The organism is Arthrobacter sp. NPDC055138, from assembly GCF_053607305.1.
On record NZ_JBSGTH010000001.1, the window covers coordinates 572,559 to 597,243 of the forward strand.

At 66.6% G+C, this 24,685-nt stretch carries 24 protein-coding genes; 10 read left to right on the top strand and 14 right to left on the bottom strand.

Annotated elements, in window-relative coordinates:
* Positions 1–16: 16 nt before the first annotated feature.
* The 3 genes from ACWF5H_RS02775 to ACWF5H_RS02785 all read left to right on the top strand — a co-directional run bounded on the left by ACWF5H_RS02775 (position 17) and on the right by ACWF5H_RS02785 (position 2,196).
* On the top strand, positions 17–619 hold the full coding sequence (locus ACWF5H_RS02775; RefSeq protein ID WP_452034686.1) for a biotin transporter BioY: 603 nt from the start codon (positions 17–19) through the stop codon (positions 617–619).
* A 347-nt stretch (positions 620–966) separates the two neighbouring features.
* The gene (locus ACWF5H_RS02780) at positions 967–1,623 is read left to right on the top strand and encodes a uracil-DNA glycosylase (protein WP_452034688.1); all 657 of its coding nucleotides are present in this window, start codon (positions 967–969) and stop codon (positions 1,621–1,623) included.
* A gap of 96 nt (positions 1,624–1,719) precedes the next feature.
* The gene (locus ACWF5H_RS02785; protein WP_452034689.1) at positions 1,720–2,196 is read left to right on the top strand and encodes a DUF1990 family protein; all 477 of its coding nucleotides are present in this window, start codon (positions 1,720–1,722) and stop codon (positions 2,194–2,196) included.
* 114 nt (positions 2,197–2,310) lie between these two features.
* Here the strand turns inward: ACWF5H_RS02785 and ACWF5H_RS02790 are convergent, their stop codons facing one another.
* Genes ACWF5H_RS02790 through ACWF5H_RS02800 form a run of 3 tightly spaced genes read right to left on the bottom strand, consistent with a single transcriptional unit; the run spans position 2,311 to position 4,943 of the window.
* Complete coding sequence (locus ACWF5H_RS02790; RefSeq protein WP_452034691.1) at positions 2,311–3,501, bottom strand: acetyl-CoA acetyltransferase; 1,191 nt, start codon at positions 3,499–3,501, stop codon at positions 2,311–2,313.
* Positions 3,498–4,202, bottom strand: a complete 705-nt coding sequence (locus ACWF5H_RS02795; RefSeq protein WP_452034693.1) for a CoA transferase subunit B — start codon at positions 4,200–4,202, stop codon at positions 3,498–3,500. Before ACWF5H_RS02795 ends, ACWF5H_RS02790 begins: the two co-directional genes overlap by 4 nt.
* A 24-nt stretch (positions 4,203–4,226) precedes the next feature.
* Positions 4,227–4,943 (bottom strand): CoA transferase subunit A, encoded by a 717-nt coding sequence (locus tag ACWF5H_RS02800; RefSeq protein WP_452034694.1) that lies wholly within the window; start codon positions 4,941–4,943, stop codon positions 4,227–4,229.
* Positions 4,944–5,180: 237 nt separating this feature from the next.
* Between ACWF5H_RS02800 and ACWF5H_RS02805 the strand changes: the two genes are divergently transcribed.
* Entirely contained in the window at positions 5,181–5,972 is a 792-nt protein-coding gene (locus ACWF5H_RS02805; RefSeq protein ID WP_452034696.1) for an IclR family transcriptional regulator, read from the top strand.
* Between the two features lie 86 nt (positions 5,973–6,058).
* Positions 6,059–7,156, top strand: a complete 1,098-nt coding sequence (locus ACWF5H_RS02810; RefSeq protein ID WP_452034697.1) for a Gfo/Idh/MocA family protein — start codon at positions 6,059–6,061, stop codon at positions 7,154–7,156.
* Positions 7,157–7,175: 19 nt separating this feature from the next.
* Here the strand turns inward: ACWF5H_RS02810 and ACWF5H_RS02815 are convergent, their stop codons facing one another.
* From ACWF5H_RS02815 to ACWF5H_RS02845, 7 genes are all read right to left on the bottom strand, one after another.
* Positions 7,176–8,426 (bottom strand): amidohydrolase, encoded by a 1,251-nt coding sequence (locus tag ACWF5H_RS02815; RefSeq protein WP_452034698.1) that lies wholly within the window; start codon positions 8,424–8,426, stop codon positions 7,176–7,178.
* Positions 8,427–8,469: 43 nt separating this feature from the next.
* The gene (locus tag ACWF5H_RS02820) at positions 8,470–9,195 is read right to left on the bottom strand and encodes a hypothetical protein (protein ID WP_452034700.1); all 726 of its coding nucleotides are present in this window, start codon (positions 9,193–9,195) and stop codon (positions 8,470–8,472) included.
* Positions 9,196–9,222: 27 nt separating this feature from the next.
* Positions 9,223–9,987, bottom strand: coding sequence for a DUF5058 family protein (locus tag ACWF5H_RS02825; protein WP_452034701.1), 765 nt, complete (start codon positions 9,985–9,987; stop codon positions 9,223–9,225).
* A 171-nt stretch (positions 9,988–10,158) separates the two neighbouring features.
* The gene (locus tag ACWF5H_RS02830) at positions 10,159–11,115 is read right to left on the bottom strand and encodes an Lrp/AsnC family transcriptional regulator (RefSeq protein ID WP_452034703.1); all 957 of its coding nucleotides are present in this window, start codon (positions 11,113–11,115) and stop codon (positions 10,159–10,161) included.
* A gap of 11 nt (positions 11,116–11,126) precedes the next feature.
* The gene (locus ACWF5H_RS02835) at positions 11,127–11,768 is read right to left on the bottom strand and encodes a trimeric intracellular cation channel family protein (RefSeq protein ID WP_452034705.1); all 642 of its coding nucleotides are present in this window, start codon (positions 11,766–11,768) and stop codon (positions 11,127–11,129) included.
* 101 nt (positions 11,769–11,869) lie between these two features.
* Entirely contained in the window at positions 11,870–12,526 is a 657-nt protein-coding gene (locus ACWF5H_RS02840; RefSeq protein ID WP_364652078.1) for a response regulator, read from the bottom strand.
* Entirely contained in the window at positions 12,519–14,405 is a 1,887-nt protein-coding gene (locus tag ACWF5H_RS02845) for a sensor histidine kinase (RefSeq protein WP_452034707.1), read from the bottom strand. Before ACWF5H_RS02845 ends, ACWF5H_RS02840 begins: the two co-directional genes overlap by 8 nt.
* Positions 14,406–14,568: 163 nt before the next feature.
* Here ACWF5H_RS02845 and ACWF5H_RS02850 point away from each other — a divergent pair, with 163 nt between their 5' ends.
* The 4 genes from ACWF5H_RS02850 to ACWF5H_RS02865 all read left to right on the top strand — a co-directional run bounded on the left by ACWF5H_RS02850 (position 14,569) and on the right by ACWF5H_RS02865 (position 18,021).
* A complete protein-coding gene (locus ACWF5H_RS02850; RefSeq protein WP_452034708.1) occupies positions 14,569–16,059 on the top strand; it encodes a CitMHS family transporter in 1,491 nt (496 codons plus the stop codon).
* 386 nt (positions 16,060–16,445) lie between these two features.
* On the top strand, positions 16,446–16,766 hold the full coding sequence (locus tag ACWF5H_RS02855) for a DUF3040 domain-containing protein (RefSeq protein ID WP_452034710.1): 321 nt from the start codon (positions 16,446–16,448) through the stop codon (positions 16,764–16,766).
* A gap of 61 nt (positions 16,767–16,827) precedes the next feature.
* The gene (locus tag ACWF5H_RS02860; protein ID WP_452034712.1) at positions 16,828–17,133 is read left to right on the top strand and encodes a hypothetical protein; all 306 of its coding nucleotides are present in this window, start codon (positions 16,828–16,830) and stop codon (positions 17,131–17,133) included.
* 120 nt (positions 17,134–17,253) lie between these two features.
* Positions 17,254–18,021, top strand: a complete 768-nt coding sequence (locus ACWF5H_RS02865; protein ID WP_452034714.1) for a ribonuclease activity regulator RraA — start codon at positions 17,254–17,256, stop codon at positions 18,019–18,021.
* Here ACWF5H_RS02865 and ACWF5H_RS02870 read toward each other — a convergent pair.
* On the bottom strand, positions 17,988–18,710 hold the full coding sequence (locus ACWF5H_RS02870) for a GntR family transcriptional regulator (protein ID WP_452034715.1): 723 nt from the start codon (positions 18,708–18,710) through the stop codon (positions 17,988–17,990). The genes ACWF5H_RS02865 and ACWF5H_RS02870 overlap by 34 nt on opposite strands.
* A gap of 117 nt (positions 18,711–18,827) precedes the next feature.
* On the opposite strand from ACWF5H_RS02870, the gene ACWF5H_RS02875 reads away from it, so the two are divergent.
* The gene (locus ACWF5H_RS02875) at positions 18,828–20,390 is read left to right on the top strand and encodes an ABC transporter substrate-binding protein (RefSeq protein ID WP_452034717.1); all 1,563 of its coding nucleotides are present in this window, start codon (positions 18,828–18,830) and stop codon (positions 20,388–20,390) included.
* Positions 20,391–20,466: 76 nt separating this feature from the next.
* Here the strand turns inward: ACWF5H_RS02875 and ACWF5H_RS02880 are convergent, their stop codons facing one another.
* From ACWF5H_RS02880 to ACWF5H_RS02890, 3 genes are all read right to left on the bottom strand, one after another.
* On the bottom strand, positions 20,467–21,435 hold the full coding sequence (locus ACWF5H_RS02880) for an AEC family transporter (RefSeq protein ID WP_452034719.1): 969 nt from the start codon (positions 21,433–21,435) through the stop codon (positions 20,467–20,469).
* A gap of 120 nt (positions 21,436–21,555) precedes the next feature.
* Complete coding sequence (locus ACWF5H_RS02885) at positions 21,556–22,884, bottom strand: enolase C-terminal domain-like protein (protein ID WP_452034721.1); 1,329 nt, start codon at positions 22,882–22,884, stop codon at positions 21,556–21,558.
* Between the two features lie 3 nt (positions 22,885–22,887).
* A complete protein-coding gene (locus tag ACWF5H_RS02890) occupies positions 22,888–24,489 on the bottom strand; it encodes an aldehyde dehydrogenase (NADP(+)) (protein WP_452034722.1) in 1,602 nt (533 codons plus the stop codon).
* Positions 24,490–24,685 lie beyond the last annotated feature (196 nt).

Sequence of the window (24,685 nt, forward strand, 5' to 3'; positions counted from 1 at the left end):
TCGAGAAGGAGCAAACATGAGTACAGCCGTCGTCGCACGCCAGGGTGTTCTGGCCGATGCCCTCGTCCCCAGCACCGCCCTGACCAACACCGCCCTGGTTATCGGCGGCGCCGGCCTGACCGCCGTGATGGCGCAGCTGGCCGTGCCGCTGTGGCCGGTCCCGATCACCGGCCAGACCCTGGCCGTGCTGCTGGTGGGCAGCACCCTCGGCCCGGTCCGCGGGATGCTGGCGATGGCGCTGTACTGGGTGGCCGGTGTCGCCGGCATGCCGGTGTTCTCCGACGCTTCTTCCGGTCTGGCCGCTGCCGTCGGCCCGACCGGCGGCTACCTCGTGGGCTTTGTTGCGGCCGCGGGCTTGACCGGCTGGCTGGCCAAGCGCAACTGGGACAAGAAGTTCCTGGGCGCCACGGTCTCCTTCTTCGCAGGCACCGTGATCACCTTCGTCTTCGGCATGGCCTGGCTGTCCATCTCGCTGGGCGCCGACCTGCAGCAGACGCTCGAGTGGGGCCTGTACCCGTTCATCATCGGCGGCATCGTGAAGTCCCTGATCGCTGCTGCCGCCATGCCCGCGGCATGGAAGCTGGCAGCCCGGCTGCCCAAGGATTCCTCCCGCGCCTAGCGGCTGGGCGGCAGGCTTCGCGCCCGCCGCATCCTGACAACTTCACAGCACGACGCCGGTGCCCGGGTGGGGATTCTTCCTCGCCGTGGGTGCCGGCGTTTGCTGTGTGCGCGGCTGTTGTGTGCGCGGCGAGACCCAGTTGTAGCCGCGCTAATGCACGCGTGCAAACTCCACATCCCCACGCGCGCAAACCCACCTCCCCACGCGCGCAAACCCACCTCCCTACAACGAGTGGTGAGAAGGTGGCATCTTTGCCCTTCAGGGATGCCGTCTTCTCACCACTCGTTGTGTCCGTTCGATCGGCGCCCACCGCGAAGCTAGGCTCGAAGCATGATGGGACGGCATCGATGACGGAGCAGGGGATCCGGCAGTTCGTGGAACGGCTGGGGAGTTTCAGAGCCGGGCCTGCGAGCCGCAACTTCTTCTCCACCGAGCTGCCTGAGAACGCGGCCCGCAGGCATAACATCACCCGCTACTTCGAGCAGATGCTGGAACGCCGGCCCAGCGTCCTGCTGGTGGGGGAGGCCCCGGGCTACCGCGGCATGACCGTCACCGGCGTCCCGTTCACCAATAAGGCGCTGATTTCCGGCAACGATCCTTTCGGCATGTTCGGGCCGGACAACGGGTACGTGATGCCCCCGGAGGTGCTGACCGTGCCGGCCGAGCCCACCGCCACGGTGATGTGGACCGTGCTGGCCGAACTGGACATCCTGCCGCTGCTGTGGAGTGCCTATCCGTTCCATCCGCACCAGGCCGGGCGCCCGCAGTCCAACCGTACGCCGTCGGCGCCGGAGATCGCGGCCGGCACGATCTTCTGGCAGGACCTGGTCCGGCTGTTCGGTATCGACTCAGTCGTCGCGGTGGGGAACATCGGGCACCGGAGCGTGACCGCCAGCGGACTGCAAGTGCCCAAGATCCGCCACCCCGCCCACGGCGGCAAGGAACTCTTTCGGCAGGGCCTGCAGGACCTGCTGGATAACGGCGGCATCCGGAGGAACCAGTGACTGCGAGTACGACTGCGCGGATGCGCGGCATAACCGGACCGGACCTTGCGTAGCGACCGGCCCGGAGGCCGCGGCATGACCAGTCCGGAGCCCGGAATGACCAGCCCGCAGCTTCCGGCGTGGCCACCGTCCGACCCGGCCTTCCGGCGCACGGAAGCTTCATCCGTCCTGGGCAGCGGGGATGACCTGTGGGAACGGGCCGCCAGGGACGTGCTGCGCTGGAAGGTGAAAACTGAGAGCGGGTTTTCGGTGGACTCAAGGGGGCCGGTGCGCCAAGGAGAGAAGGTTCTCATTACGGCCAGCCTGCTCGGCGTGAGCATCGAGGAGCCGGTTGAAGTGGTGGCCGTCGTTAAAACCGCGGACCGGGTTGGGTTCGCCTACCGCACCCTTCCGGGTCATCCCGTCAACGGTGAGGAAGCGTTCATCGTGCACCGCGACGGCGGCGGGGAAGTGCAGTTCACGGTGCGCTCGCTGACCCGGGCAGCGCCGCAACAGCCATGGCGGACTCTCTACCCACTGCTTCAGATCGCGCAGCGCTTTGCCCGCAGGCGGTATCTGCGCGCGCTGGGTTAAGTACAACGGGCGCATTGAAAACACGATCGACTGCACCAATCCGGCCCTCCCGGACATTCCGGAAGGGTCGGATCGGTGCAGTCGATGGGTGGTGGACCGGCAGCTGGCGGTCGGCTAGACGGCTTCGAGCACGCTGACGTAGTTGGCGATCGCCAGCCCGCCCATGTTGTGCACGGCCGCGCGCCGGGCACCCGCCAGCTGCATGTCCCCGGCCGTGCCGGAGAGCTGCATGGCGGTGACCACGTGCTGCGAGACGCCGGTGGCGCCGACCGGGTGCCCCTTGGCCTTGAGCCCGCCGGACAGGTTTACCGGCAGCTTGCCGTCGCGGTACACCATGCCCTCCTCGATGGCCCGGCGGCCCTCGCCGGCAGCAGTGAGTCCCATGACCTCGTACATGATCAGTTCGGCGATGGTGAAGCAGTCATGTACCTCGGCCAGGTCCAGGTCCGCCAAGTCGACACCGGCCATGCCCAGCGCACGCTGCCAGGCAGCCCGGCTGCCCGCGAAGGCCGTGGGATCGCGCTTCTCGGCCGGCATGAAGTCGTTGGCCTGGCCGAATCCGGCCAGCCGCACCGCAGCCGTCGCGGCCCCGGAACGCGGCGCTTCCGTGCTGAGCACTACCGCGGCGGCGCCGTCCGAGACCGGCGAGCAGTCGGTCCGGCGCAGCGGCTCGGCGACCACCGGGTTCTTGTCCGAGACGGTCTGGCAGAACTCCTCGCCCAGGTCCTTGCGCAGCTGGGCGTAGGGGTTGGCCACGCCGTTGCGGTGGTTCTTCGCCGCGATCGAGCCGAGCACGTCGCCCACGTCGCCGAAGCGCTTTTGGTAGTGCTTGGCGGTTTCGGCAAACAGCCCGGCGAAGCCGGTGGAGCTCGGCTTGCCGGCCGCCTCGTAATCGGCGCCGAGCAGGGCGGCACCGACAACGTCGGCACCGGCGTGGGTCATCTTCTCCGCACCGATCACCAGCACGTTGCGCGCGGTGCCGGCCAGCAGCGACTTGGCGCCCTGCTGCACCGCGGCCGAGCCGGATGCGCAGGCGTTCTCCACCCGGGTGGCCGGCACGTTGGCTAGCTCATCGGAGACCTGCAGCGCCAGCGAGGACGCGAAGCCCAGTGGCACCATGCCGGAGTTGAACTGGCCCAGGTAGACCTCGTCGATCTGCCCCGGCTCCAGCCCGGCGTTGGCAATGGCATCCCGGGCCACGCCAACAATCAGCGACTCCAGCGTCTCATCCGCCAGCTTGCCGAACGGGGAGTGCCCCCAGCCGGTGAGCAGGATGTCCTTGCCGAACTGTTCCTGCAGGCTCATCGGTGCGTTCCTTCCAGTGCGGCTTCCAGAGCGGTCTCCGGATCCTCGTCCAGTTCGGGCGCGACGGCGAAGTCCGGCTCGGTCTTCTCCCGCACCTCTGCCACGGTGACCCCCGGCGCAAGGCGGACCAGGCGCAGCGAGGGGGCATCGCCGTCGTTCTCAATATCAAAGACCGCCAGATCCGTGATGATCCGGTCCACCACCCGCACGCCGGTCAGCGGTAGCGAGCATTCGTTGACGATCTTGGGGGTGCCGTCCTTGGCCACGTGCTCGGTCAGCACCAGCACGCGCGGGGTGCCGGCCACTAGGTCCATTGCGCCGCCCATGCCCTTGACCATCTTGCCGGGGATGGTCCAGTTGGCCAGGTCGCCGGCGGCGGAGACCTGCATGGCGCCCAGCACGGCGATCTTCACATGGCCGCCGCGGATCATGCCGAAGCTGGTGGACGAGTCGAAGATGGAGCCGCCGGGCAGCACCGTGACGGTCTGCTTGCCGGCGTTGATCAGATCCGCGTCCTCGTCGCCGTCGTAGGGGAACGGGCCCATGCCCAGCAACCCGTTCTCGCTCTGCAGCACTACCCGCACGCCGTCGGGCAGGTTGTTGGCCACCAGCGTGGGAATGCCGATGCCCAGGTTGACGTAGTCGCCGTCGTTCAGTTCGCTGGCGGCGATGGCCGCCATTTCATCTCGTGTCCAGGCCATGGTTCTCTCCTTCAGGGGTTGTTCTCAGGCGCCGACGGCGGCGGGGCGGGGGCGGACGGTGCGCTGTTCGATGTCCTTGACGCGGTCGGATGCCTGCACCAGCCGCTGCACGTACACGCTCGGGGTGACGATGTGGTTCGGGTCCAACTGGCCCGGTTCCACGATCACCTCGGCCTCGGCAATGGTGACGCGGCCGGCAGTGGCCACCACCGGGTTGAAGTTGCGGGCGGTGTGGCGGTAGATCAGGTTGCCGTCGGTGTCAGCGGTGTGCGCGTGGACCAGCGACAGGTCGGCCACGATGCCGCGTTCCTGCACGTAGAGCTCGCCGTCGAACTCCTGATGCGGCTTCCCCTCGGCGATCACTGTGCCGACGCCGGTCTTGGTGTAGAAGGCCGCGATGCCGGCCCCGCCGGCGCGGAGGCGTTCGGCGAGGGTGCCCTGCGGGTTGAACTCGACCTCCAAGGTGCCGGCCAGGAACTGCTGGGCGAACAGCTTGTTCTCGCCCACGTAGGAGGCCAGCACCTTGCGCACCTGCCCGGCTTCGATCAGCACGCCCAGGCCCTTGCCGTCGATGCCCATGTTGTTGGACACCACGGTCAGGTCCTTGACGCCGGAATCACGCACCGCGTCGATCAGGTCCGCGGGGATGCCGGAGAGCCCGAACCCTCCCACCGCAATGGTCATGCCGTCATGCAGCACGCCTGCCAGCGCGGCGGCGGGTCCTGCGGTCAGTTTGGACATCTGCTTTCCTCCTCGTTGAGTGCTTTCCCCTGCGGGGGGGGTACACCGGTTCCTGCTCGGCTGTCCATCTTGTGGACAGCTTCTACCCGGCAGCCTAAAGGTGTTTCGCCGGCCACGTCAACGATGGCTCCAGATGCCTATTCATACTGTGGACGCGGTCGGATAGACTGTCCACATTGTGGATTGATGCAGTGAAAAGGCTGCTGGCGGGCGTCCGCTGGCCGAGAAAGGAACCTGATGCCGGACAAGCAAGTGCAAGGCGCCCAGGTGGTTAGCCGGGTGGCCAGGCTGCTGCGGATCGTGGGCCGCGCGCCGGAGACCGGGGCCGCCCTCGGCGACATTGTGCAGGCGTCCGGCCTGACCCGGCCCACGGTCTACCGGCTGCTGAACTCGCTGGCCGCCGAGGGGCTGCTGGACCACCATGCCGAAACCGGCAGTTGGCAGCTGGGGCCGGAGCTCTACGTACTCGGCTCGGTGGCCGCCAGCCGGTTCGCCATCGAAGACCTGGCCCGGCCGAGCCTGCAACGCTTGGCGGACGAGACCGGCGAGAGCGCGTTCCTTTCCATCCGCCGCGGCGACGAGACGGTCTGCCTGGTCCGGGTGGAGGGAAGCTTCCCGGTGCGCTCGTTCGTGCTGCACGAAGGCGTCCGCTTCCCGTTGGGCATTGCCTCCGCGGGGCTGGCCATCATGGCGTTCCTGGAGGCCGAGGAGATTGACCGGCTGCTTGACGACGGCGGTGCCCGGCTGCAGCGGTTCGGCCCGGCCCATGCGCCGGAACAGATCCGCCGCAACTTGGCGGCGACCCGGGAGCGCGGCTACACGGTCAATCCCGGACTGATCCTGGAGGGCAGCTGGGGGATGGGCGCCGCCGTCTTTGACCGGCAAGGCCAGCCGGCCTGGGCGCTGTCGCTGACCGGCATCGAGCAGCGCTTCCGCCCGGACAGGCAGGAGTTCCTAGGCAAGCTGCTGCTGGAGGAAGCGCACAAGCTCACGCAGAAGCTGCGCGAGCAGCCGCAGGCCGGCCGGTAGCTCGGGAGCAGTCGGGAGGCCACCCGGTAGGCTCGGACGCAGCCGCCACCCCGGGCCGGCACCCGGATACACGCGAGGAGTTGTCCATGGCCGCACATCGGCCGCTGCGCACCGCCGTGATTGGCTTTGGCCTCTCCGGCCGGGTCTTCCATGCGCCGTTCCTGGAAGCTTCCGAGGACTATTCGCTGGATGCCATCGTGACCTCCAGTCCAGAGCGGGCGGCGCAGGCAGCAGCCGCACACCCCGACGCACGGATCGAGGCGACGGCGGACGAACTGTTCGCGGCCCCGGAGCTGCTGGACCTGGTGGTGGTCAGCACCCCGCCCAGCAGCCATTACGCGCTCGCCGAGGCGGCGATTAACTGCGGGATGCACGTGGTGGTGGACAAGCCCTTCGTCCCGGTTTCCGCCCAGGGCGAGGACCTGATCGCCAAGACCCGGCAGTCCGGCGTGGTGCTTTCGGTGTACCAGAACCGCCGCTGGGACGCGGATTTTCTCACCCTGAAGAAACTCATCGACGACGGCGCACTGGGCCGGGTGTACACCTTCGAATCACGCTTTGAGCGGTGGAAGCCGGAGGGGCTGCGGGCGTGGAAGGAGACGTCGGGCGTCGCTGAGGGCGGCGGGATACTCTTCGATCTGGGTGTGCACCTGATCGACCAGGCGCTCACGCTCTTCGGTCCGGCCGCCACGGTCTACGGCGAGACCGCCCGCCACACTGCGTCCGCCCGAGGCGCGGCCGAACCAGCGTCGGGGGCCGCGGCCGGATCCGGAGCGGACGAGGACGCGTTTGTCTCGCTGCTGCACGAATCCGGTGTGCGCTCGCGGCTATCCATGAATCTGATCTCCGCACTGGCCGCACCGCGGTTCCACGTCCTTGGCTCGGCCGCGGCCTTCACCTCCTGGGGGACGGACGGCCAGGAGGCGGCACTCAATGCCGGTGCGGTGCCCGGGACGGACGGTTATGGTGTGGAACCCGAAGAGCGCTGGGGCAGCTTGGGCACGCCGGGGGACACCCGCAGGATTCCGTCCGAGCGAGGCGCCTACCCGGACTTCTACCGGCAATTGGCCGCGGCCATCAACGACGGCACCCCGGTTCCGGTGGAGCCGGCGGATGCCCTTGCGGCCATCCGCATCATCGAGGAGATCCACCGGCAAAACCGGGATAGGAATCCGGGCAGCTGATTCGGGCGGCCGACCCAGCTCAGGCCGCGAGCCGCGAGAGCAGCGCCGTGACCGCCGCGTTGACTCCCGTGGACAACGTCGGTTCCATGGCCGGTCCGAAGAACGGCGAATGGTTCATCGGCACCGGACCGGGACCGTCCAGCACCTCAGCCGGATGGCCCCCGAACATCCAGAACACCGATGGGACCCCGATGGCCGCGCCTAGATGCCCGAAGTCTTCGCTTCCCATCAGCGCAGGCTGTACCGACACAGCCTCCTCGCCGAGTGCTTCGCCGAAGACGGCGGCCAGTGTCTGAGCTTCGTCCGGGTCGTTGTAGCAGGCTGGAAAGGTGTAGAGCTCCTCGACCTGCGGCTCCGGGGCGCCGGAGGCTACGGCCTCGGCAGCGATGATGCGGCGAACCGATGCCAGCACTTGGGCGCGCACATCGTCGTCGAAAGTCCGAATGTTCAACGTAAATTCCGCCGCGGCCGGGATGATGTTTTCTTTGAGTCCGGATTGGAACGTTCCCACCGTCACGACGGCGGACTTCCGCGGGTCCAGTTCGCGAGCGACGATGGTCTGCAGCCGGACCACCATATGGGCGCCCAAAACTATCGGATCGATCGAATCCTGCGGCTGTGACCCATGGGACTGGCGGCCGCGGACCGTGACCTTGAGCGAGTCCGCCATCGCCATCGCGCTGCCCACCGAGAGAGACAACGTTCCCGCCGGACCGGGCATCACGTGCTGGCCAAATATGATCTCCGGCTGCGGCGCGCGCTCCCACAGGCCGTCGGCCACCATGGCCGCCGCGCCGGCCCCGGTTTCCTCGCCCGGCTGGAAGATCAGGATCAACGTGCCCGACCAGGCACTGCGCGCTTCGGCGAACAGGCCCGCCACGGTCAGCAGCACCGCAACATGGGTGTCGTGCCCGCAGCCGTGCATCACCGGCACGACTGTTCCGTCCGGCAGGGTGCCGGTGGCGGTGCTGGCGTAATCCAGACCGGTGTCTTCCTGGATGGGAAGCCCGTCGGTGTCCGCCCGGAAGCCGACGATGGGGCCGGGGCCGTTGCGCAGGATGCCCACCACACCCGTTCCGCCGCAGCGGAAGTGTTCGACGCCCAGTCCTGCCAAGCGTTGCTCGATCAGTTCAGCGGTGTTGTGCTCCTGCATCGAGAGCTCCGGGTGCGCGTGCAGGTGCTTGTAGAGGTCGTGCATCTCCGCCTGGGTTTCGCCGGTTAAGGCGAGGGTGGCTTGAGGGGTGGACTGGGATGCGAGTATGTCTGTCATGTCTCTCCGGTGGATCGCGTGGGCGTGGGGTCTTTGGGGCGGGTCAGTGCTCGACGGCGGGCTGCGGCATGCGATCTCGGACCAGCCACGAGACCGCGATAGTGGCCATGACTGCGATTCCCGTGGCGAGGAAGGCTGTGCCGGGAACCAGCGGCACCAGGACGAACTGAACCAGCAGTGAGACAGCCACAGCCACAGCGGTGATCCGCGGCTGCTTGACGGAGATGATCGCCTGCACCACAACGGCACCCAGCACCGAGGGCAGGATGTACAGCCGGACCACGTCGATCACGTCGACGGGAATGATGCTGATCAACCACGTACCCAGCAGACCGACGAAAACGGCCAGCGAGAGCAAGTGAAGGGCCGCCGCTCCGCAGATGGCGGCGACGGCTGCGAAGTCGCCGCGAGGCGTGCCGGGTTTGGCACCGATCCGGTTCTGGGCTACCAGCGCCGAGGGCAGCAGCTTGCTGGAGATGTTGCCGATCATAAACGCCTGGTACATTGCGGCCGGACCCAGGATCGGGAAGTAGGTGATGGGCTCTACCAGCCAGATCATCATGAACACCGCGGCCACTGCTCCGAAGGCCGTCCACAGCTGGGCGGCGGTCACGTCCAGGTCAGCGAAGAACACCAGGTAGAGCGGACCCGCGAGCGACACCAGCAATCCGGCGAGCATGGTCAATCGTCCCCAGCGGGACGTAGTGCGGTCGAATTCGGCCAGCCCTGCGGCGGCTTCCGGAATTGTGGCAACAACAGGTGAAGACATTTCGGTTCCTTCTCGCGTCGGGTCTGGTCAGGCCGCGGGCATGCCGGCGGTGTGGACAACGTAGGCGACCGCAAGAGCAGCCACGATGGCGAAGCCTAGGCTCCATTCGCGAAGCCATGCTCGCTTGGGGGACCGGCCGATCACGGCGCAGAGCCCCATGACAGCTGCGGCCGTGAGTAGGGCGACCACGTGCACTAGCGACTTGGGCACCTCGGCAATGCTCAGCGAGACGAAGGCGCCGAGCAGGGCGGCGGTAGGAACGATTGCCATCGCCACCGGGCTGGTCTTGGCGAGCCTGCTGCCGCCTCGCTTCATCAGTGGCGTCAGGATTAGGGTGGCCAACATCCACATGGCACCGCCCAAGCTCATGGCAAAGAAGGCAATGGCGAAGGCGTTCTGGGTGTAGCCAGCGCCGCCCAGCTCGGCTCCGGTGGTTCCAATGGCGATGCTCGCTGCGCCGGTCTCGTAGGCAGCCGACCCAATCAAGCCGATCCGCACCAGCACCGCCGGCGTCCCGAAGACGGCCAGCAGGGCAACGGCCACGAGTGCGACGGCGAGCGACGGACCGATGGCGGCAATGGCGCCGGAGCGGAACGAGACCTTCAGTTCCTCCTGCGTGATGCCTGCCGCAGGCGCAGCCTTGCGTACGGCCTTCATGTAGATGACAGACTGCACGGCGATGACGGCAAAGACGCCGGCCGCGCAGATCCACAGAAGCGGCATGTTGGCTAAAGCCAGCACATCCGTCGAGCTGCCGCCGCCGGCGGCGGTCGGTACCAAATGGGTCAACATGTTTCCTCCGGCGTGATGCACGTCTCAAAAGCTAGGACAGGATGGACCAACCTTGCTTGTTTCAGCCATACCGGTGCAAGACGTGAAGGAAACGGTCACTTTTCTGGCCAAATCCGTCACCGGGCAGCCGTCAAGGCGGCCCGGTGGCGAAAAGCGTCGTCCGGACGGGACCTAAGACAAGACCGGGTTGAGCCGCCCGCCACGTTTTCGTGCATCCAGCAGTAGCGACGTGCTCAGCTCGGCAACGTCGACCGTCCAGTCGCTGCTGCTGGTGAAGTCGTACAGCGCCTCATTGCTGGCCACCGTCACGTCGGCGAGAATCTGGTATTCGCCGGTAATCGCGGCAACGTAGCGGGCTTCCATGAGTTGGGCCAGTCTCCGGCCCAACGACTCCAGTCGATCCGGTGCCGTTTTGATCCAGAGCAGCGCTTCCACGGGCAGTCCCAAGGACGAGGGCTCCACCAAAGCGCGCAGGTTCAAGCAGTTGGTCTCCAGCAGCCAGTCCGTCCTTCGCCGCGCGGTTGCTTCAGAAGTACCGGCGCGTCTGGCGATCGCTTCAAATGACATTCGACCGTCTTCACAGAGGGCGGCTACGATCTGCCCGTCTGTTTCCGTCAGCGAAGGATGCTCACCGAAAATCTTCGGATCGTTGAGCGGGACCGGACGGAGCGCCCGTCGCTGTTCCGCGGTCAGAATACCTGGCTGCCACGCGCGGAGAGTCTTGAAGTAGCGCAGGATGGGATAGGTATTCACCCGCTGGAGCCCAACGATGGCCGGCAACTCATCAGAGAGGGCGGTATGCAGCCGGGCACGGTCAGTCAGTATTTCGGCAACACAGTCGCTGCTGCCGGTGATGGTGTAAACGAAGGAAGTATCAGTGCGCTGGGACAGCGCCTGGACAGCCATCCGCGATGTGCCCGGGGCGCAGCGCATCTCGACGAGGACCGGTTTGGGCTTCAACTGGATCCCGCGCACGGCCACAACACCGGAGGCCAGTAGGTCACCGCCTCGCCGGGCTACAGTACGTTCCGGCTCCCGCAGCACGGCGGCGATGGTGCGCCAGGACGCCCGCGGATCGACTTGTAGCGCAGCCACAATCTGCTTTTCCAACCAGCTCAACTCAACCATCGTGCTTCCCATCAGTCGCCGTGCCGGTCCGTGTACCGCACGGGCGCGGCGTGCGGAATGTGCCAGCCGTAGTGCAGCGAGACCACACGCAGTCCGAACACCACGGCGGCCACGCCCACGGCGGCCGCCGTGCCGTAGATCCCGGCGGACCACAACACCACCACCAGTGCCGAGCCCAGCATGGCCGGCACGGCGTACAGGTCATCCGGGTTGAACAATTGCGGGACCCGGTTGGCGACGATGTCGCGCAGCATTCCGCCGCCAACGGCTGTAGTGAGGCCCAGCAGCGCCGAAGCAACTGGGTTCATGCCAAGAGTCAGAGCTTTGACGGTTCCGGTGATGCAGAACAGGGCCAGCCCGCCGGCGTCGAAGATCAACAGCGGACGCTGGAACCGCTCCACGCTGCGGAACAGGAAGAACACCAACAGCGCCGCCAGGACCGGCGGCACGAAGTAGAGCGGATTTGTGAAGGCGCTGGGGACAGTGCCCAGGATCAGGTCCCGGATGATTCCGCCGCCCAGCCCTGCCAGCGTGCCCAGGAACAGCGACCCGATAATGTCGAACTTTCGACGGGCCGCCAGGATGCAACCGGACATGGCAAAGAAGAACGTGCCGAAGAGGTCCAGTACCAAGCCAATGGTCATGCCTGCCATCCAATCATTCTTCGCTCCCGTTCATGCGGCGGTGCGCGCGCCCCGGCCACAGCGGCGCAGCGGTGCGGTGCGATGCGGTGCGGTGGGTTGTCCGCACGCCGTCAGCCGGCCCGGCCGTAGCGGTGCTCGGGCCGCCCGGTGCTGCCGTAGCGCAGGTGGATCTCCACCGCGCCGTCGTCGGCCAGGGCGGACAGGTAGCGTTGCGCGGTGGCCCGGGAGACTCCGACGGACTGGGCCACTTCCGCCGCCGAACGCTGCAGCCCGGACGCCAGCGCCTCCAGCACGGCGGCCTCGGTGGCGGACCGGGTGCGGGCAGCCACCGCAGCCTCGGCCGGATGCAGCGCATGCAGCGCTCGGTCGACCGTGTCCTGGTCCACCGCAAGCTGCTCGGCCAACAGCCGCCGGTAACGGGCGTAGGCGCGCAGCTTCCGCGCCAGTTCCTCGGCCGTGAACGGTTTGATCAGGTAACCGAGCGCACCGCGGCGCAGGGCCTTGCGGACCGATGGGGCATCCGCTGCCGCGGTCAGCATGATGGTGTCCACGTCCACTTTGCGCAGCAGGTCCAGGCCCAGCGCATCCGGCAAGTACACGTCCAGCAGCATCAGGTCCGGGGCATGGCCGTGCACGGTGCGCAAGGCCTGCTCCGCCGTTCCGACCGGCGCGAGCGCGCTGAATCCTGGGACGGAATCCACGTAGCTGGCGTGCAGGCGCCCCACGTGGAAGTCGTCGTCCACAATCAGTACCGATAAGTCAGTCATGGTTTGCTCCTGGTGATGCTGGTTCGACGGTGCCCGGCAGCCGGGCACAGAAGACGGCCCCCGGGCCGCCCGGACGTCCTGGATCGGCCACCCAGACGTCCCCGCCCCGGCGACGCGCGAGCCGACGGATCAGCGACAAGCCGAAGCCCTGGCCGTGGATGTCCGGCAGGACGACCGGATCGGCCTCGGCCAACCCCGCATCCGCCGACGCTTCCGCCGTCCCGTTCGGGGAGCCGCCCGCCGTCGAAAATCCTTCGGCGAAGATCCGCTCAAGCCCGGAGCCGCCGTCGTCGGCTGCCGCGCCGTCGGCGAGCCCGGGCAGTCCGTCCCCGGAGTCCGCGACCACCAGATGCAGCGTTCCGCCGCCGTCGGTTAGTTCGTCCATGATCTCCACCTCCACCCACCGGTCCGGATCGCTCCCGTGCACCGCCGCCCGGACGGCGTTGTCCACTAGGTTCCCGATCACAGTGGTCACGTCCTGCGGATCGGTGACCCGGCCGCGGACCAGCGTTTCCGGGCCCACCCGGAGCGTCACTCCGCGCTCGGCCGCCTCCATGCTCTTGGCCCCGACAAAGGCCTGCAGGTACGCATCCTGCAGCAGTTCGGCCTGTTCGGCGGGGTAGTTCAGCGGACCGGTCTGCATGATCGAGGTGAGGTAGTCCTGCGCCTGGTCGGGATTCCCGGTGGCCAGCAAACCGGAAATCGTATGCAGCCGGTTGGCAAACTCATGCCGCTGCGCTCGCAGCGCGGTGCTCAGCGCTCCCACCGCATCCAGCTGGCGGGTCAGCGACTGGACCGCCGTACGGTCGCGCAACATGATCACCCAGCCCAGTTCGGGGGCGCGCTGAACCACCGCGCCGATGCCCGTCCCGGGGCGGTAGCCGCGCCGGCCGGGAGTCCGGCTGGCCTGCACCTCCCGGGCGGAGAGGATCAGCACGCGGGAGCCGACCACCAGTTCCACGGTCGGGGACTGCGGGTCGGCGGCATCGAGCAGTTGGCCCAGCGCGTCCGGCAGGCCGGATTCCGCCAGGCCCGGCAGCTGGAGTCCCGCGAGCGGCTGGCCTACCAGTTCGGCATCAATGGCGAAGCCCAGCAGCCGCTTGGCTTCGCGGTTGAAGACGGTGATCCGGCGGTCGGCGGCAACGCCGATGACGCCCTCGTCCACGCCGCGCAGCACCGCCTCCTGGTCCTGGGTGAGGGCGGCGATCTCCTCGGGCTCGAGTCCAAGCGTCAGCCGCTTGAGCCGTCGGCCCAGCAGCAGCGATGCCGCCAGACCCAACGCAAGCGCTCCCGCGGTGGTAGCGGCGATGGGCAGGATGCTGCTAGCCAGGGACTGCAGGACGTCCTCGCTGGAGAACCCCACGCTGACCTCGCCCACCACTGACGTGGAACCCGGGGCGTACACGGGCACCTTGGCGCGCGCCGAGTGGCCCAGCGTGCCCTGTTCCTGCACGGTGACCTCGCGTCCGGCCAGCGCTTCTGAGGGGTCGGTGCTGACCATCCGGCCCAGCTCCGCCGGATTGGGGTGCGCCAGCCGCAGGCCGGAATCATCGGTGATCACCACGAACAGCGCCCCGGTCCGCAGCCGGATGTCTTCGGCCAACTCCTGCAGCGGCCCGCCCGCCAGCGCTTTGCGGGACAGCTGTTCAGGCCCGGCGTCAGCCAGTGCAGCGGTCCCGGCCCGAACGGCATCCGAGGCCGCCACAGTGCGGGCCACGGCAAGCGCCTGGCCCTCCGCATCTTCCCCCAGCCGCTGGTAGGTGAGCCAGCCCGTGACGAGGGCGGAGAGCAGCAGCACCACCGCCACCACGGACACCTGGAGAAGCAGCATACGGCCGGAGAAGCCCATCCGCGGACGGCGGCCGCCCCCGTTCTCCATGGTGCCTCCCGGGTGCGGCTTCCGCCGACTGTGAGCTAAATGAGCAAAACGTGCGCAATAAGCAGTATGCACCTGAAGGGAGCTAAACCGCCATCCGTGACGCGGACCACCCTAATGTCTGTAGGGCCGGTCACACCGGCTGCGTTAGAACAAAGGAGTTGCTGTGCTGGTATTTCTCGGCTTCGCAATGATCGCGGTCTTTATGGCGCTGATCATGACCAAGAAACTGACACCCGTTTTGGCCCTGATTATTGTGCCCACCATCTTCGGCCTTTTCGCCGGGGCAGGCCTTGGTCTGGGCGACATGGTCCTCGAGTCGATGAAGTCGTTGACGTCCACAGCAGCCCTGCTGATGTTCGCCATCATCTTCTTCGGCCTGATGATCGACGTCGGACTGTTCGACCCGCTGGTGCGCTTCATCCTGCGCACCCTGGGCAATGACCCGGCCAAGGTGGTGCTGGGCACCGCGGTGCTGGCCGCCGTCGTCTCGTTGGACGGCGATGGTTCCACCACCTTCATTCTGACCACGGCCGCGATGCTGCCGATCTACCTGCGGCTGGGCATGAGCCCGGTAGTGCTGACCTGCGTGGCCGGCCTGGCCAACGGCACCATGAACATTGTGCCCTGGGGCGGCCCGACTGCCCGCGCTGCCGCGGCGCTTGATGTCTCGCCGACCGATGTCTTCGTTCCGATGATCCCCTCGCTGCTGGCCGGCATGATCATTGTGATGGTGTTCGCCTGGACGCTCGGCCTGAGCGAGCGCAAGCGCCTGGCCGGCGGTAACCCGAAGGCCGCGGACAAGGGCAAGCCCGATCTGTGGGCCGAAGCTGCGGAGAACAACGACGGCGGTGCCGGCACCTCCCGCGGAAACGCTGGCTCGGTCTTCGGCGGAGGCCGCGGCGCCGGTACCGGCAAGCCGGTTCCCGGCACCTCCCCGGCCGGCGGCTCGGTGGCTGTGCTGGATGCCCCTGCCGAGGAGGAGACCGCCGGCGGATCGCTGACCGATTCGGCCCTGGATCCCAACCGCTCCACCCTGCGCCCGAAGCTGTTCTGGTTCAATCTGGCCCTGACCGTTGCCGTCATGGTGATCCTGGTGCTGGACATCGTCCCGCTGGCCTACGTCTTCATGGTGGGCGCCGCGATCGCCTTGGTGGTCAACTTCCCGAACGTCAAGGAGCAGGCAGCCCAGCTGGTTGCGCACGGCAAAAGCATTGTTGCCGTCGTCTCCATGGTGATGGCAGCGGGCGTGCTGACCGGTGTGCTCAACGGCACCGGCATGGTGGACGCCATGGCGGCTTGGCTGGTGGACATCATTCCGGATTCCATGGGCCCGTTCATGGCGGTCATCACCGGCCTGCTCAGCATCCCGATGACCTTCTTCATGAGCAACGACGCGTTCTACTTCGGCGTGCTGCCGGTGCTCAGCGAGACCGCCGCCCACTTCGGCATTGCCCCCGCCGAGATGGCCCGGGCCTCGATCACCGGCCAGCCGGTGCACATGCAGAGCCCGCTGGTGCCGGCCATCCTGCTGCTGGTCTCGCTGGCCAGCGTGGAGCTGGGCGACCACCACAAGAAGGTGCTCTGGCGCGCGGCCATCGTCTCGCTGGTCATGCTGGCCGTCGGGATCCTGCTCGGTGCCATCCCCTGGGGCTGAACCACCACCACACCATCGACGGCGGCGCCCGGATTCTGGTCTCGACCAGTCCGGGTGCCGTTGGCATTTAACGGCCAGGGTGTTGTTGTGCATTCACTTTCCGGTCACGAAAAGAATGCCCCGCGAATGATTGAATAAATACGGACAAACTCTCTTGCTTCCCCATTTGCTCGCAGCGAACCGATTATTAGCTTAATTCCAGGCCACTGGATACAATCCGAGTAGGTAGTGAAATTCCTGCTTTTCAAACTTCCATCAACCTAGGTCTGCAGGGCTACCCCTACCTGACGTCGTGATGATTCTGTGGGACCGTTTTGTCGCGGCGAACACCTAAGACCACCACGACGACGCAAGCTCTCGGCGGTGCAGCCCGTGAGGAGATGCGGATGCCCTTATCCCCTGAAGAACAAGAACAGCTCGAGGCCATAGAGCACTATCTCAGCCTGGACGACCCTGATTTTGTCCGGAGACTGCGGTCGGGATCCCGTGGCACCTCGGTCAAGGCTCGTCATGTTTGGCTGTCGCTGGTGCTGCTGATGGGGATCATGGTCCTGCCCGTGGGGCTCGCTGCCAAGTTCTTGGCAGTCGCCGTCGTCGGGTTCATTCTCGCTGCCGTCGGCGCCTACGGAGTTCTCGGCAATTCACTGTTCCAAAATCCTCAGGTCGCAGCGCGGGAAGAAAGCCGGGAAAAACCGGAAAGGCGCTAGCAGAGCGTAACGGGCGCGATCTGCATAATAAGCCGCGCACTAATTTTTTTAAGAGGTAAATGTGACACAGAGCAAGATTGTTTTCACCCTGACGGCGTCGCCACACATAGGTGACGAGCGGGTCTTCCGCAACAGTATCGAACTGATGGTGGAAGACGGCGTCGGAGGTGCCAGCTTCACCCCTGCTGACATCGGTCGCACGCAGGCGGTGTTGCAAGGCGGAATTATCGCCGATCGCCGATTGGTCACCGCACGCGGGCTGGCGGAGTATCTGGCGGACACCTTGGCATCGAAAGAGGGCATCCGCCTTGCCCTCGGTGTAGAGCTCGGGGACCGTTCTGTGGGGGAGCGCCTCCGCGCTGCGTGAGCGCCCGGTCGTTCTGGCAAGGCCCGGCGCTCGGTAGCCGGGAGGCGTTCCTTTCCTGCTACTTCTGCGCTAGGCTCCTCGATATCTTGGTATACCAAGATATCGAGTGAGAGGAAGCCCATGTCCCTAGGCCTTGTCCCTTCTGCGCCAGCAGAGGGAGAGCAGCAAATCCGCGTTCCGTTGAGTTCCACCGTGCGGGAGGCGTTGCTCCGCGTCAGTACCGCCACCATCACCACACAATTGATGTCCCGCGGCTACCGTAATACGTACCTCGAGGGCCTGGCGTTCTCTAATCCCTCCCGTCAGCGGATGGTGGGCGAAGCCTTCACCATGCGGTGCATTCCTGCGCGGGAAGACATCGATATTCCCGAAATCTTTCAGGACTACGATCATCCGCAGCGCACCGGCGTCGAAGCTGTGCAGCCCGGCCAAGTTCTGGTCGTCGATTCCCGCGGGCGCAAACGGGCGGCGTCGCTGGGGCATATCCTGGCCACGCGGCTGAAGGTCAGAGGAGCCGGGGGGATTGTCACCGACGGCTCTTTCCGGGACATGGCAGGGTTCGAGGATCTGGACTTGCCGACTTTCTCCGCTGGCGCCTCGCCGACAACCAATCTGGCGCAGCACCATGTGGTTGACGTCCAGGTGCCCATCGGCTGTGCCGAGGTGCCGATTTACCCAGGCGACATCATGGTCGGAGACAGGGACGGCGTCGTTTGCATTCCACGGCATCTTGCGGAGGAAGTTGCCCGGGACGCCCTGGAGCAAGAACGCCTTGAAGAGTTCATCCTGGAACAGATTGAAGGCGGAAAGCCGTTGCGCGGAACCTATCCGCCCAACGAGCAGGTTCGCCAGGCTTACCAGGACAAGCTGTCGCGCTCCGCGGAATGAGCATCCGAGCGGCGCTCGTGCTGCCTGACAAGGTCTATGGAGGCCGTGATGTGGTCACGCATCATGGCGGCGGCCGCCTTGGCATCCCCTCGGTGTGCAGCCTCGTAGATCGCCTCGTGCTCGGCCGCCTCGGCAGCACCGCGCGGCCAGCGTTCCCAGAGCACGCCGACGACGGCGAGGGCCGTGAGGTCTTGGAGGCTGTCCAAGGCCTTGACCACGAAGTCGTTCTCGCAGTTCGAGTACATTCCGCGGTGGAAGCGGCGGTTCGCCAGCGCCTGGCCCGCCGTGTTTCCCTCCTTGGCGTGTTGCCGCGCATCATCCAAGGCCTGGCGCGCGGCGGTAAAGCCTGGATCGATCCGGGCTGCGTCCTCGATGGCCCACGGCTCAAGCAGGACCCGCTGCTCGTAAATATGGCGGACATCGGCAAAGCTCAGCCGACGCACTTCGATGCGCCGGTTAGCCGTGGCCACCAAGCCGGACCGCTCCAGGACGATCAGGGCTTCCCGGACCGGGGTTTTGGAAACGCCCAACTGGTCGGCAATCCTTCGTTCCACGAGGGTTTCACCGGGGCGCAGCGTGCCCGAAAAGATCGCGCTCTTCAGGGACTCGACGATCAGGCCGGAGCGGGTCGGTGCCGGCCCCATAGCGGGCAACGGGGACAAGGAAACAGCGTCCGGCAACGAGGTCATGCTGGTCAGCTTAGTTCACCTTTCCAGAGTCGAGGTGTCGGGTACTGCTCATGATCTTCCGGACCGGCCCGGCCGCCCGGCTCAAATATCCATCTCCATCTTCCTAAGGAATCAACGATGTTTTCTTCTGATGCACACAACACGAGGCGTGGTCCGATCCGTGCCCCGATCGTGATCGCTGCTGCGGCAGCACTGGCGTTATCCGGATGTTCCGTGGCCAATTCGGCGGCTGATGCTCCCGCCGGCGGGCAGGCGCTCAGGCTGGTGCTGCCGATGGAGCCGACGACGCTCGAGCCGTGCGATTCGTCGCTGGCTTCCACCGGCGTCGTCGTCCGGTCCAACATCACGGAACCACTCATCGAGCGGGATCCGACCAGCGGCGAACTCCATCCGCTGCTCGCGACCAGCTGGGAAGCAAGCGGAGACACGGAATGGACCTTCACGCTGCGCGAGGGCGTCAGCTTCCAGGACGGGACACCCTTCAACGCTGAAGCGGCTGCCTTCGCGATCGACCGCGCCGTCAATGGCGATCTCAGCTGTGACGTCGAAGGGCAGATCTTTGGCGACGCGGATCTGGTCGTCGAGGCCGTGGACAGCCTCACCCTCAAGGTCAGCACTCCTGACCCGGACCCGGTTCTGCCGCTTCGCCTGTCCTTCATTGAGATCGGAGCCCCGACCGACGCTGAGGCCAAGGTCCGCGAACCCATCGGCACCGGCCCTTACGCCATCGACAGCTGGGAGGCGGGACTCAAGATCACGCTCCAGCGGAACGAGGACTATTGGGGCAGCGCACCCGCTTACCAACGTGCCGAGTACCAATGGCGGTCGGAGGGAACCGTGCGGGCCGCGATGGTCACCGGAAACGAAGCCGACATTGCGATGGGCCTCAGCACTGACGACGGCGCGGGAGAACTGGGCATCGACTATCCGAACAACGAGACGGTCGCGCTGCGGTTCAGCGGCGATATTGCACCCTTGGACGACATTCGGGTCCGGCAGGCGATCAACTTTGCCATCGACAAGACCGGCATCACCCAGTCCCTTTACGCGGGCAAGAGCGAGCCGGCCTCACAGATTATTCCGCCGGGCGTCGTTGGCTACAACGACGATCTTGAACCGTGGGAATTCAACCTGCAAAAGGCCAAGGAACTGGTCGCGGAAGCAAAAGCCGACGGCGTGCCAGTGGACCAGAAAATCACCATCGTTGCCCGGAGCGGGCAGTTCCCGAAGATCGACCAGTTGACCGAAGTGCTGCAGGAACAGTTAAAGCAGATAGGCCTCAATGCCGAAGCCAAGGTCGTTGAAACCTCTACCGGGCTGCAGTATCAAGTGCGTCCGTTCATTCTGAACGAGGGTGCCATCGCGATGGTCGTCCAGCACGGCAACCAGGCCGGCGATGCGTCCTTCAGCGTCGACTCCTATATGACAACCGACGGCCAGATGAGCATGTTCGGCACGGAAGCGTTCGACGACGTCCTGTCCAAGGCCTCGGCACAGACTGGCGAGGAGCGGCAGCGGGCCTTTGCCGACGCCTTCGCGTATGAACGGAACGAGGTGGTGCAGTTCGCCTACATCGCGCGGATGACCGGTGTCCTGGCCAAGGCCGCGGGTGTGGACTACGAGCCAGACTCCGCTACCGGGGACGAACTGAGGCTGGCTGCGGTCAGCCCGGCAAACTGATAAATGGGGTGAGTCCCCTGCGGTCCGCGGTGTCATCGACACCGCGGGCCGCATCGCTCTTGGAGGACCCCAGAGGTTAGCCCAGCAGCAGGGCGACGAGCAGGACTGCGGGAAGCGAGAGCAGCGAGGTGAGGAAGATGATGTCCCGCACCAGGGTGGACTGCATCCTGAACTGGCTGGCGAACAGGAAGACGTTCTGCGCTGTGGGCAAGGCGGCCATGACCACAACGCCCAGCAGCGGGACTCCGTCCAGCTGGAAGAGGAAATGCCCGATCGCCCACGCGAGGGCCGGCATCAGGATGAGCTTCACGACAGTGCCCAGTGCCACATCTGCGCGCAGGCTCCGCTGGGTTAGCGGCTTCTGCCCGTACAGGCTCATGCCGAACAGCATCAGCAGCAGGGGAATGGAAGCGTTGCCCACCATTTCTATCGGTGCCCAGAGCACCTCCGGAAAGTGCAGCCCGGTCAGCGACATCAGGGCGCCGACGGCGGTGGCAACGGTGACGGGGTTCAGGATGGACCGCACCACGGTGCGCCACAGCGGGACAGTCGCGGGAGCACCGCCGTCGGGATGACGGGTCTTAGCGGCCGCGGCCTTCCGCTGGCACCACGCGAAGACGGACAGGTAGATCGGCGCAATGACCAGCAGTTGGGCCAGCAGCACCGAGACCACCGGGTCCGCGCTGCCCACCGCGTAGAGGGCGATGGGCACACCGATGTTCCCGGCGTTCACGTAGGTGGAGGCCATGGCGCCGCCGGCCGTCTGTGCGGCCGAACGGCGCAGCACGAAGCGGCTGAACAGCGCGTAGGCCGCGCCGGCAACAGCGGCTGTGATCAGCGCGATCGGGGTGTACACACCGATCACAGATGCCAGGTCCGTGTCCGCGAGCAACACCAGCATCAGCGCCGGATTGGTGATGTAGAAGATCACCGGCGTGAGCCCGCGCTGCATGTCCGGCGCCTTCTGCGGCAAGATGGCTGCGGCCGCGAAGCCCACCGCCACGATTACCAGCACGACGCCGAAGCCGAGCAGGACTCCTTCCACGGAACCTCCTTCACATCACGGCAATGTCCGGCCGGCCAGAAGCGGCCGACCGGACAGAGCCTCACACGGTAAAACAGAAAAATCCGCCCGCCCCGCGGTGCGCGGGGCGGGCGGAAGGTCCTAGCGGACCAGGCAGGGGCGCTTGGGATCGAATTCCCAACCCTGAACCAGGTACTGCATGGAGACGGCGTCGTCGCGCGCGCCGAGGCCATGCTCGAGGTACAGTGCGTTCGCCTCGGCCAGCCGCTCGCGGTCCAGTTCGACGCCCAGGCCCGGGGCCTGCGGCACCTTGATCTCGCCGTCGCGGATCAGCAACGGCTCCTTGGTCAGGCCCTGGCCGTCCTGCCAGATCCAGTGCGTGTCCAACGCGGTGATCTCGCCCGGAGCAGCCGCGCCGACTTGGGTGAACATGGCCAGCGAGATATCGAAGTGGTTGTTCGAGTGCGAGCCCCAGGTCAGGCCGAACTCGTTGCACAACTGCGCCACCCGGACGGAGCCGGCCATCGTCCAGAAGTGCGGATCGGCCAGCGGAATGTCGACGGCGTTGGTGCGCACCGCATGTGCCATTTCGCGCCAGTCGGTGGCGATCATGTTGGTGGCCGTCTGCAGTCCGGTGGCCCGGCGGAACTCCGCCATGACTTCACGGCCGGAGAACTTGCCTTCGGCGCCGCACGGGTCTTCGGCGTACGCCACCACGCCCTGCATGCGCTTGCCCAGCCGGACGGCGTCCTGCAGCAGCCAGCCGCCATTCGGGTCCAGCGTGATGCGGGCATCCGGGAAGCGATCCTTGAGCGCGGTCACCGCGTCGACTTCCAGGTCGCCGGCCTGCACGCCGCCCTTGAGCTTGAAGTCCTGGAAGCCGTAGCGGGCCTGTGCGGCCTCGGCCAGGCGGACCACGGCCTCCGGCGTCATGGCCTCTTCGCGGCGCACGCGCTCCCAGGCGTCCGCCCCGTTGGGCTCCCGCAGGTACGGCAGATCGGTGGCGTCGGGGTTGCCTACATAGAACAGGTAGCCGAGCATCGGCACCGCATCACGCTGCTGGCCATCGCCCAGCAGTTCGGCCACCGGGACACCCAGGAACTGTCCGTGCAGATCCAGCAGCGCCGATTCGATGGCCGTGACGGCGTGCACGGTGGTGCGCAGGTCGAAAGTCTGCAGCCCCCGGCCGCCGGAGTCGCGGTCGGCGAACGCTGCGGCGATTTCCCGCAGCAGGCTGCGGAAACGGGCCACCGGCCGGCCGGTGATCATGGCACCGGCATCCTCGATGGTGGTGCGGATTTTCTCGCCGCCGGGGACTTCGCCCAGGCCCGTACGCCCGTCGGAATCGGTCACGATGACCACGTTCCGGGTGAAGAACGGACCGTGCGCACCGGAGAGGTTCAGCAGCATCGAGTCGTGCCCGGCAACCGGGACCACCTCGACGGCGGCAATGGTGGGTTGGTTGCTCATGCTTTACTCTCCTGCGCCTTCGATGGTGCCGTCGATGCGCCGGTTCAGCTGCCACGGGTTGGACTGCTGCAGGGCCTTCGGAAGCAGGGCGTCCGGGATGTTCTGGTACGCCACCGGGCGGAGGAAACGCTCGATCGCCAGGGTGCCCACCGACGTCGTGCGGGTATCCGAGGTGGCAGGGAAGGGGCCGCCGTGGACCATGGCGTGTCCCACTTCGACGCCGGTCGGCCAGCCGTTGGCCAGGATGCGGCCTGCCTTGCGCTCCAGCACCGGCAACAGTGGCGCGACAGTGGACTGGTCCTCATCGGTCATGTGCAGAGTGGCGGTCAGCTGGCCTTCCAGCCGCTTGGCGGCCGCGAGCAGGTCGTCCGTGGAGGTGTAGCGGACCATCAGCGACGCCGCGCCGAAGATTTCCTCGTGCAGCACGTCGTTGGAGAGGAACGTGGGGACATCGGTGCCGAACACTGCCGGCGCCGGGGCGTTCTGCGTGGCTCCGGCCTGGCCGCGGGCCACCAGATCCACGCCATCCTGCTTGCCGAGGGAATCGACGCCGGCGGTCCAGGACTCGGCGATGCCGCGGGTCAGCATGGTTTGTCCTGCGGACGGGGCCATCGCGCGGTGCACCGCGGCCGCGAAAGCATCTCCGGTTTCGCCGGCCGGAACGAAGACCAGGCCCGGCGCCGTGCAGAGCTGGCCGCTGGAGCCGGTGACCGAGCCGACGTAGGCCGCAGCCAGCGCGTCCAGGTCGCCCTTGAGTGCGCCGTCGAAGAAGAAGACCGGGTTGATCGAGCTCATCTCGGCGTAGACCGGGATGGGTTCCGGCCGTGCGGCGGCGGTGGCCACCAGAGCGGTGCCGCCGGAGCGGGAGCCGGTGAAGCCGACGGCCTTGATCGCCGGGTCGGAGACCAGGGACTGGCCGATGCTGGCACCGGGACCGTAGATCAGCGAGAACACACCGGGATGCAGGCCGGAGTCGCGCACGGCGTCGGCAATGGCATGGCCGACGATTTCGCTGGTGCCAGGGTGGGCGTTGTGGGCCTTGAAGACCACCGGGCAGCCGGCGGCCAGCGCCGAGGCGGTGTCACCGCCGGCAGTGGAGAAGGCCAGCGGGAAGTTGCTCGCCCCGAAGACGGCAACCGGACCCAGCGGAACCTTGCGCTGCCGGATGTCGGCGCGCGGCATCGGCTGGCGGTCCGGCTGAGCGGGATCAATGCGGACACCGCGGTGGTCGCCCTGGCGCACCACCGACGCAAAGAGACGCAGCTGGCCGGTGGTGCGGCCGCGTTCGCCGTTCAGCCGGGCAGCGGGGAGTCCGGTTTCGGCCATCGCACGCTCGACCAGCTCGGCGCCGACGGCTTCGATGTTGTCGGCGATTTTTTCCAGGAAGACGGCGTGAGTTTCCGGATCCAGCGAGCTGAAGGAGGCGAACGCTTCCTCGGCTGCAGCAGTGGCGGTGGCGAGCTGGGCTGCGTCAATGAGGCTGTAGGCGGGTTCGAGGACTTCGTTGCTGGCAGGGTCGAAGCCGTTGACGGTACCGCCGGTGCCGGTGACGGATTCGCCGGCAATGATCGAATGGCCTGTCAGAGTTGTCTGCGTGGTGGGCATCGGATGCTCCTTCTTTACTGCTTCTTTGCTGCGGGTGGTCGGCTGTGGCTGAGGGCCGGAAAGCGGGCGCCCGTATCGGGCGGCCGCTTCCGGGGACGGAACCCCGGGGTTCTGTCGGACGGTGTTCCCCGGGAGGGGTCCCGTGGCGGCCACCCAAGCCAACAAGTCGGAAACGTCCTTCTTGTTTCGGTCCTTC

Excerpts from the sequence above, each read along its gene's own strand:
- ACWF5H_RS02810 (WP_452034697.1), top strand. The coding sequence starts at position 6,059 with ATGGCCGCACATCGGCCGCTGCGCACCGCCGTGATTGGCTTTGGCCTC.
- ACWF5H_RS02825 (WP_452034701.1), bottom strand. The coding sequence starts at position 9,987 with ATGTTGACCCATTTGGTACCGACCGCCGCCGGCGGCGGCAGCTCGACG.
- ACWF5H_RS02795 (WP_452034693.1), bottom strand. The coding sequence starts at position 4,202 with ATGGCCTGGACACGAGATGAAATGGCGGCCATCGCCGCCAGCGAACTG.
- ACWF5H_RS02800 (WP_452034694.1), bottom strand. The coding sequence starts at position 4,943 with ATGTCCAAACTGACCGCAGGACCCGCCGCCGCGCTGGCAGGCGTGCTG.
- ACWF5H_RS02840 (WP_364652078.1), bottom strand. The coding sequence starts at position 12,526 with ATGACTGACTTATCGGTACTGATTGTGGACGACGACTTCCACGTGGGG.
- ACWF5H_RS02820 (WP_452034700.1), bottom strand. The coding sequence starts at position 9,195 with ATGTCTTCACCTGTTGTTGCCACAATTCCGGAAGCCGCCGCAGGGCTG.
- ACWF5H_RS02885 (WP_452034721.1), bottom strand. The coding sequence starts at position 22,884 with ATGAGCAACCAACCCACCATTGCCGCCGTCGAGGTGGTCCCGGTTGCC.
- ACWF5H_RS02805 (WP_452034696.1), top strand. The coding sequence starts at position 5,181 with ATGCCGGACAAGCAAGTGCAAGGCGCCCAGGTGGTTAGCCGGGTGGCC.
- ACWF5H_RS02845 (WP_452034707.1), bottom strand. The coding sequence starts at position 14,405 with ATGGAGAACGGGGGCGGCCGCCGTCCGCGGATGGGCTTCTCCGGCCGT.
- ACWF5H_RS02890 (WP_452034722.1), bottom strand. The coding sequence starts at position 24,489 with ATGCCCACCACGCAGACAACTCTGACAGGCCATTCGATCATTGCCGGC.
- ACWF5H_RS02815 (WP_452034698.1), bottom strand. The coding sequence starts at position 8,426 with ATGACAGACATACTCGCATCCCAGTCCACCCCTCAAGCCACCCTCGCC.
- ACWF5H_RS02870 (WP_452034715.1), bottom strand. The coding sequence starts at position 18,710 with ATGACCTCGTTGCCGGACGCTGTTTCCTTGTCCCCGTTGCCCGCTATG.
- ACWF5H_RS02775 (WP_452034686.1), top strand. The coding sequence starts at position 17 with ATGAGTACAGCCGTCGTCGCACGCCAGGGTGTTCTGGCCGATGCCCTC.
- ACWF5H_RS02830 (WP_452034703.1), bottom strand. The coding sequence starts at position 11,115 with ATGGTTGAGTTGAGCTGGTTGGAAAAGCAGATTGTGGCTGCGCTACAA.
- ACWF5H_RS02835 (WP_452034705.1), bottom strand. The coding sequence starts at position 11,768 with ATGGCAGGCATGACCATTGGCTTGGTACTGGACCTCTTCGGCACGTTC.
- ACWF5H_RS02785 (WP_452034689.1), top strand. The coding sequence starts at position 1,720 with ATGACCAGCCCGCAGCTTCCGGCGTGGCCACCGTCCGACCCGGCCTTC.
- ACWF5H_RS02780 (WP_452034688.1), top strand. The coding sequence starts at position 967 with ATGACGGAGCAGGGGATCCGGCAGTTCGTGGAACGGCTGGGGAGTTTC.
- ACWF5H_RS02865 (WP_452034714.1), top strand. The coding sequence starts at position 17,254 with ATGTCCCTAGGCCTTGTCCCTTCTGCGCCAGCAGAGGGAGAGCAGCAA.
- ACWF5H_RS02875 (WP_452034717.1), top strand. The coding sequence starts at position 18,828 with ATGTTTTCTTCTGATGCACACAACACGAGGCGTGGTCCGATCCGTGCC.
- ACWF5H_RS02855 (WP_452034710.1), top strand. The coding sequence starts at position 16,446 with ATGCCCTTATCCCCTGAAGAACAAGAACAGCTCGAGGCCATAGAGCAC.
- ACWF5H_RS02790 (WP_452034691.1), bottom strand. The coding sequence starts at position 3,501 with ATGAGCCTGCAGGAACAGTTCGGCAAGGACATCCTGCTCACCGGCTGG.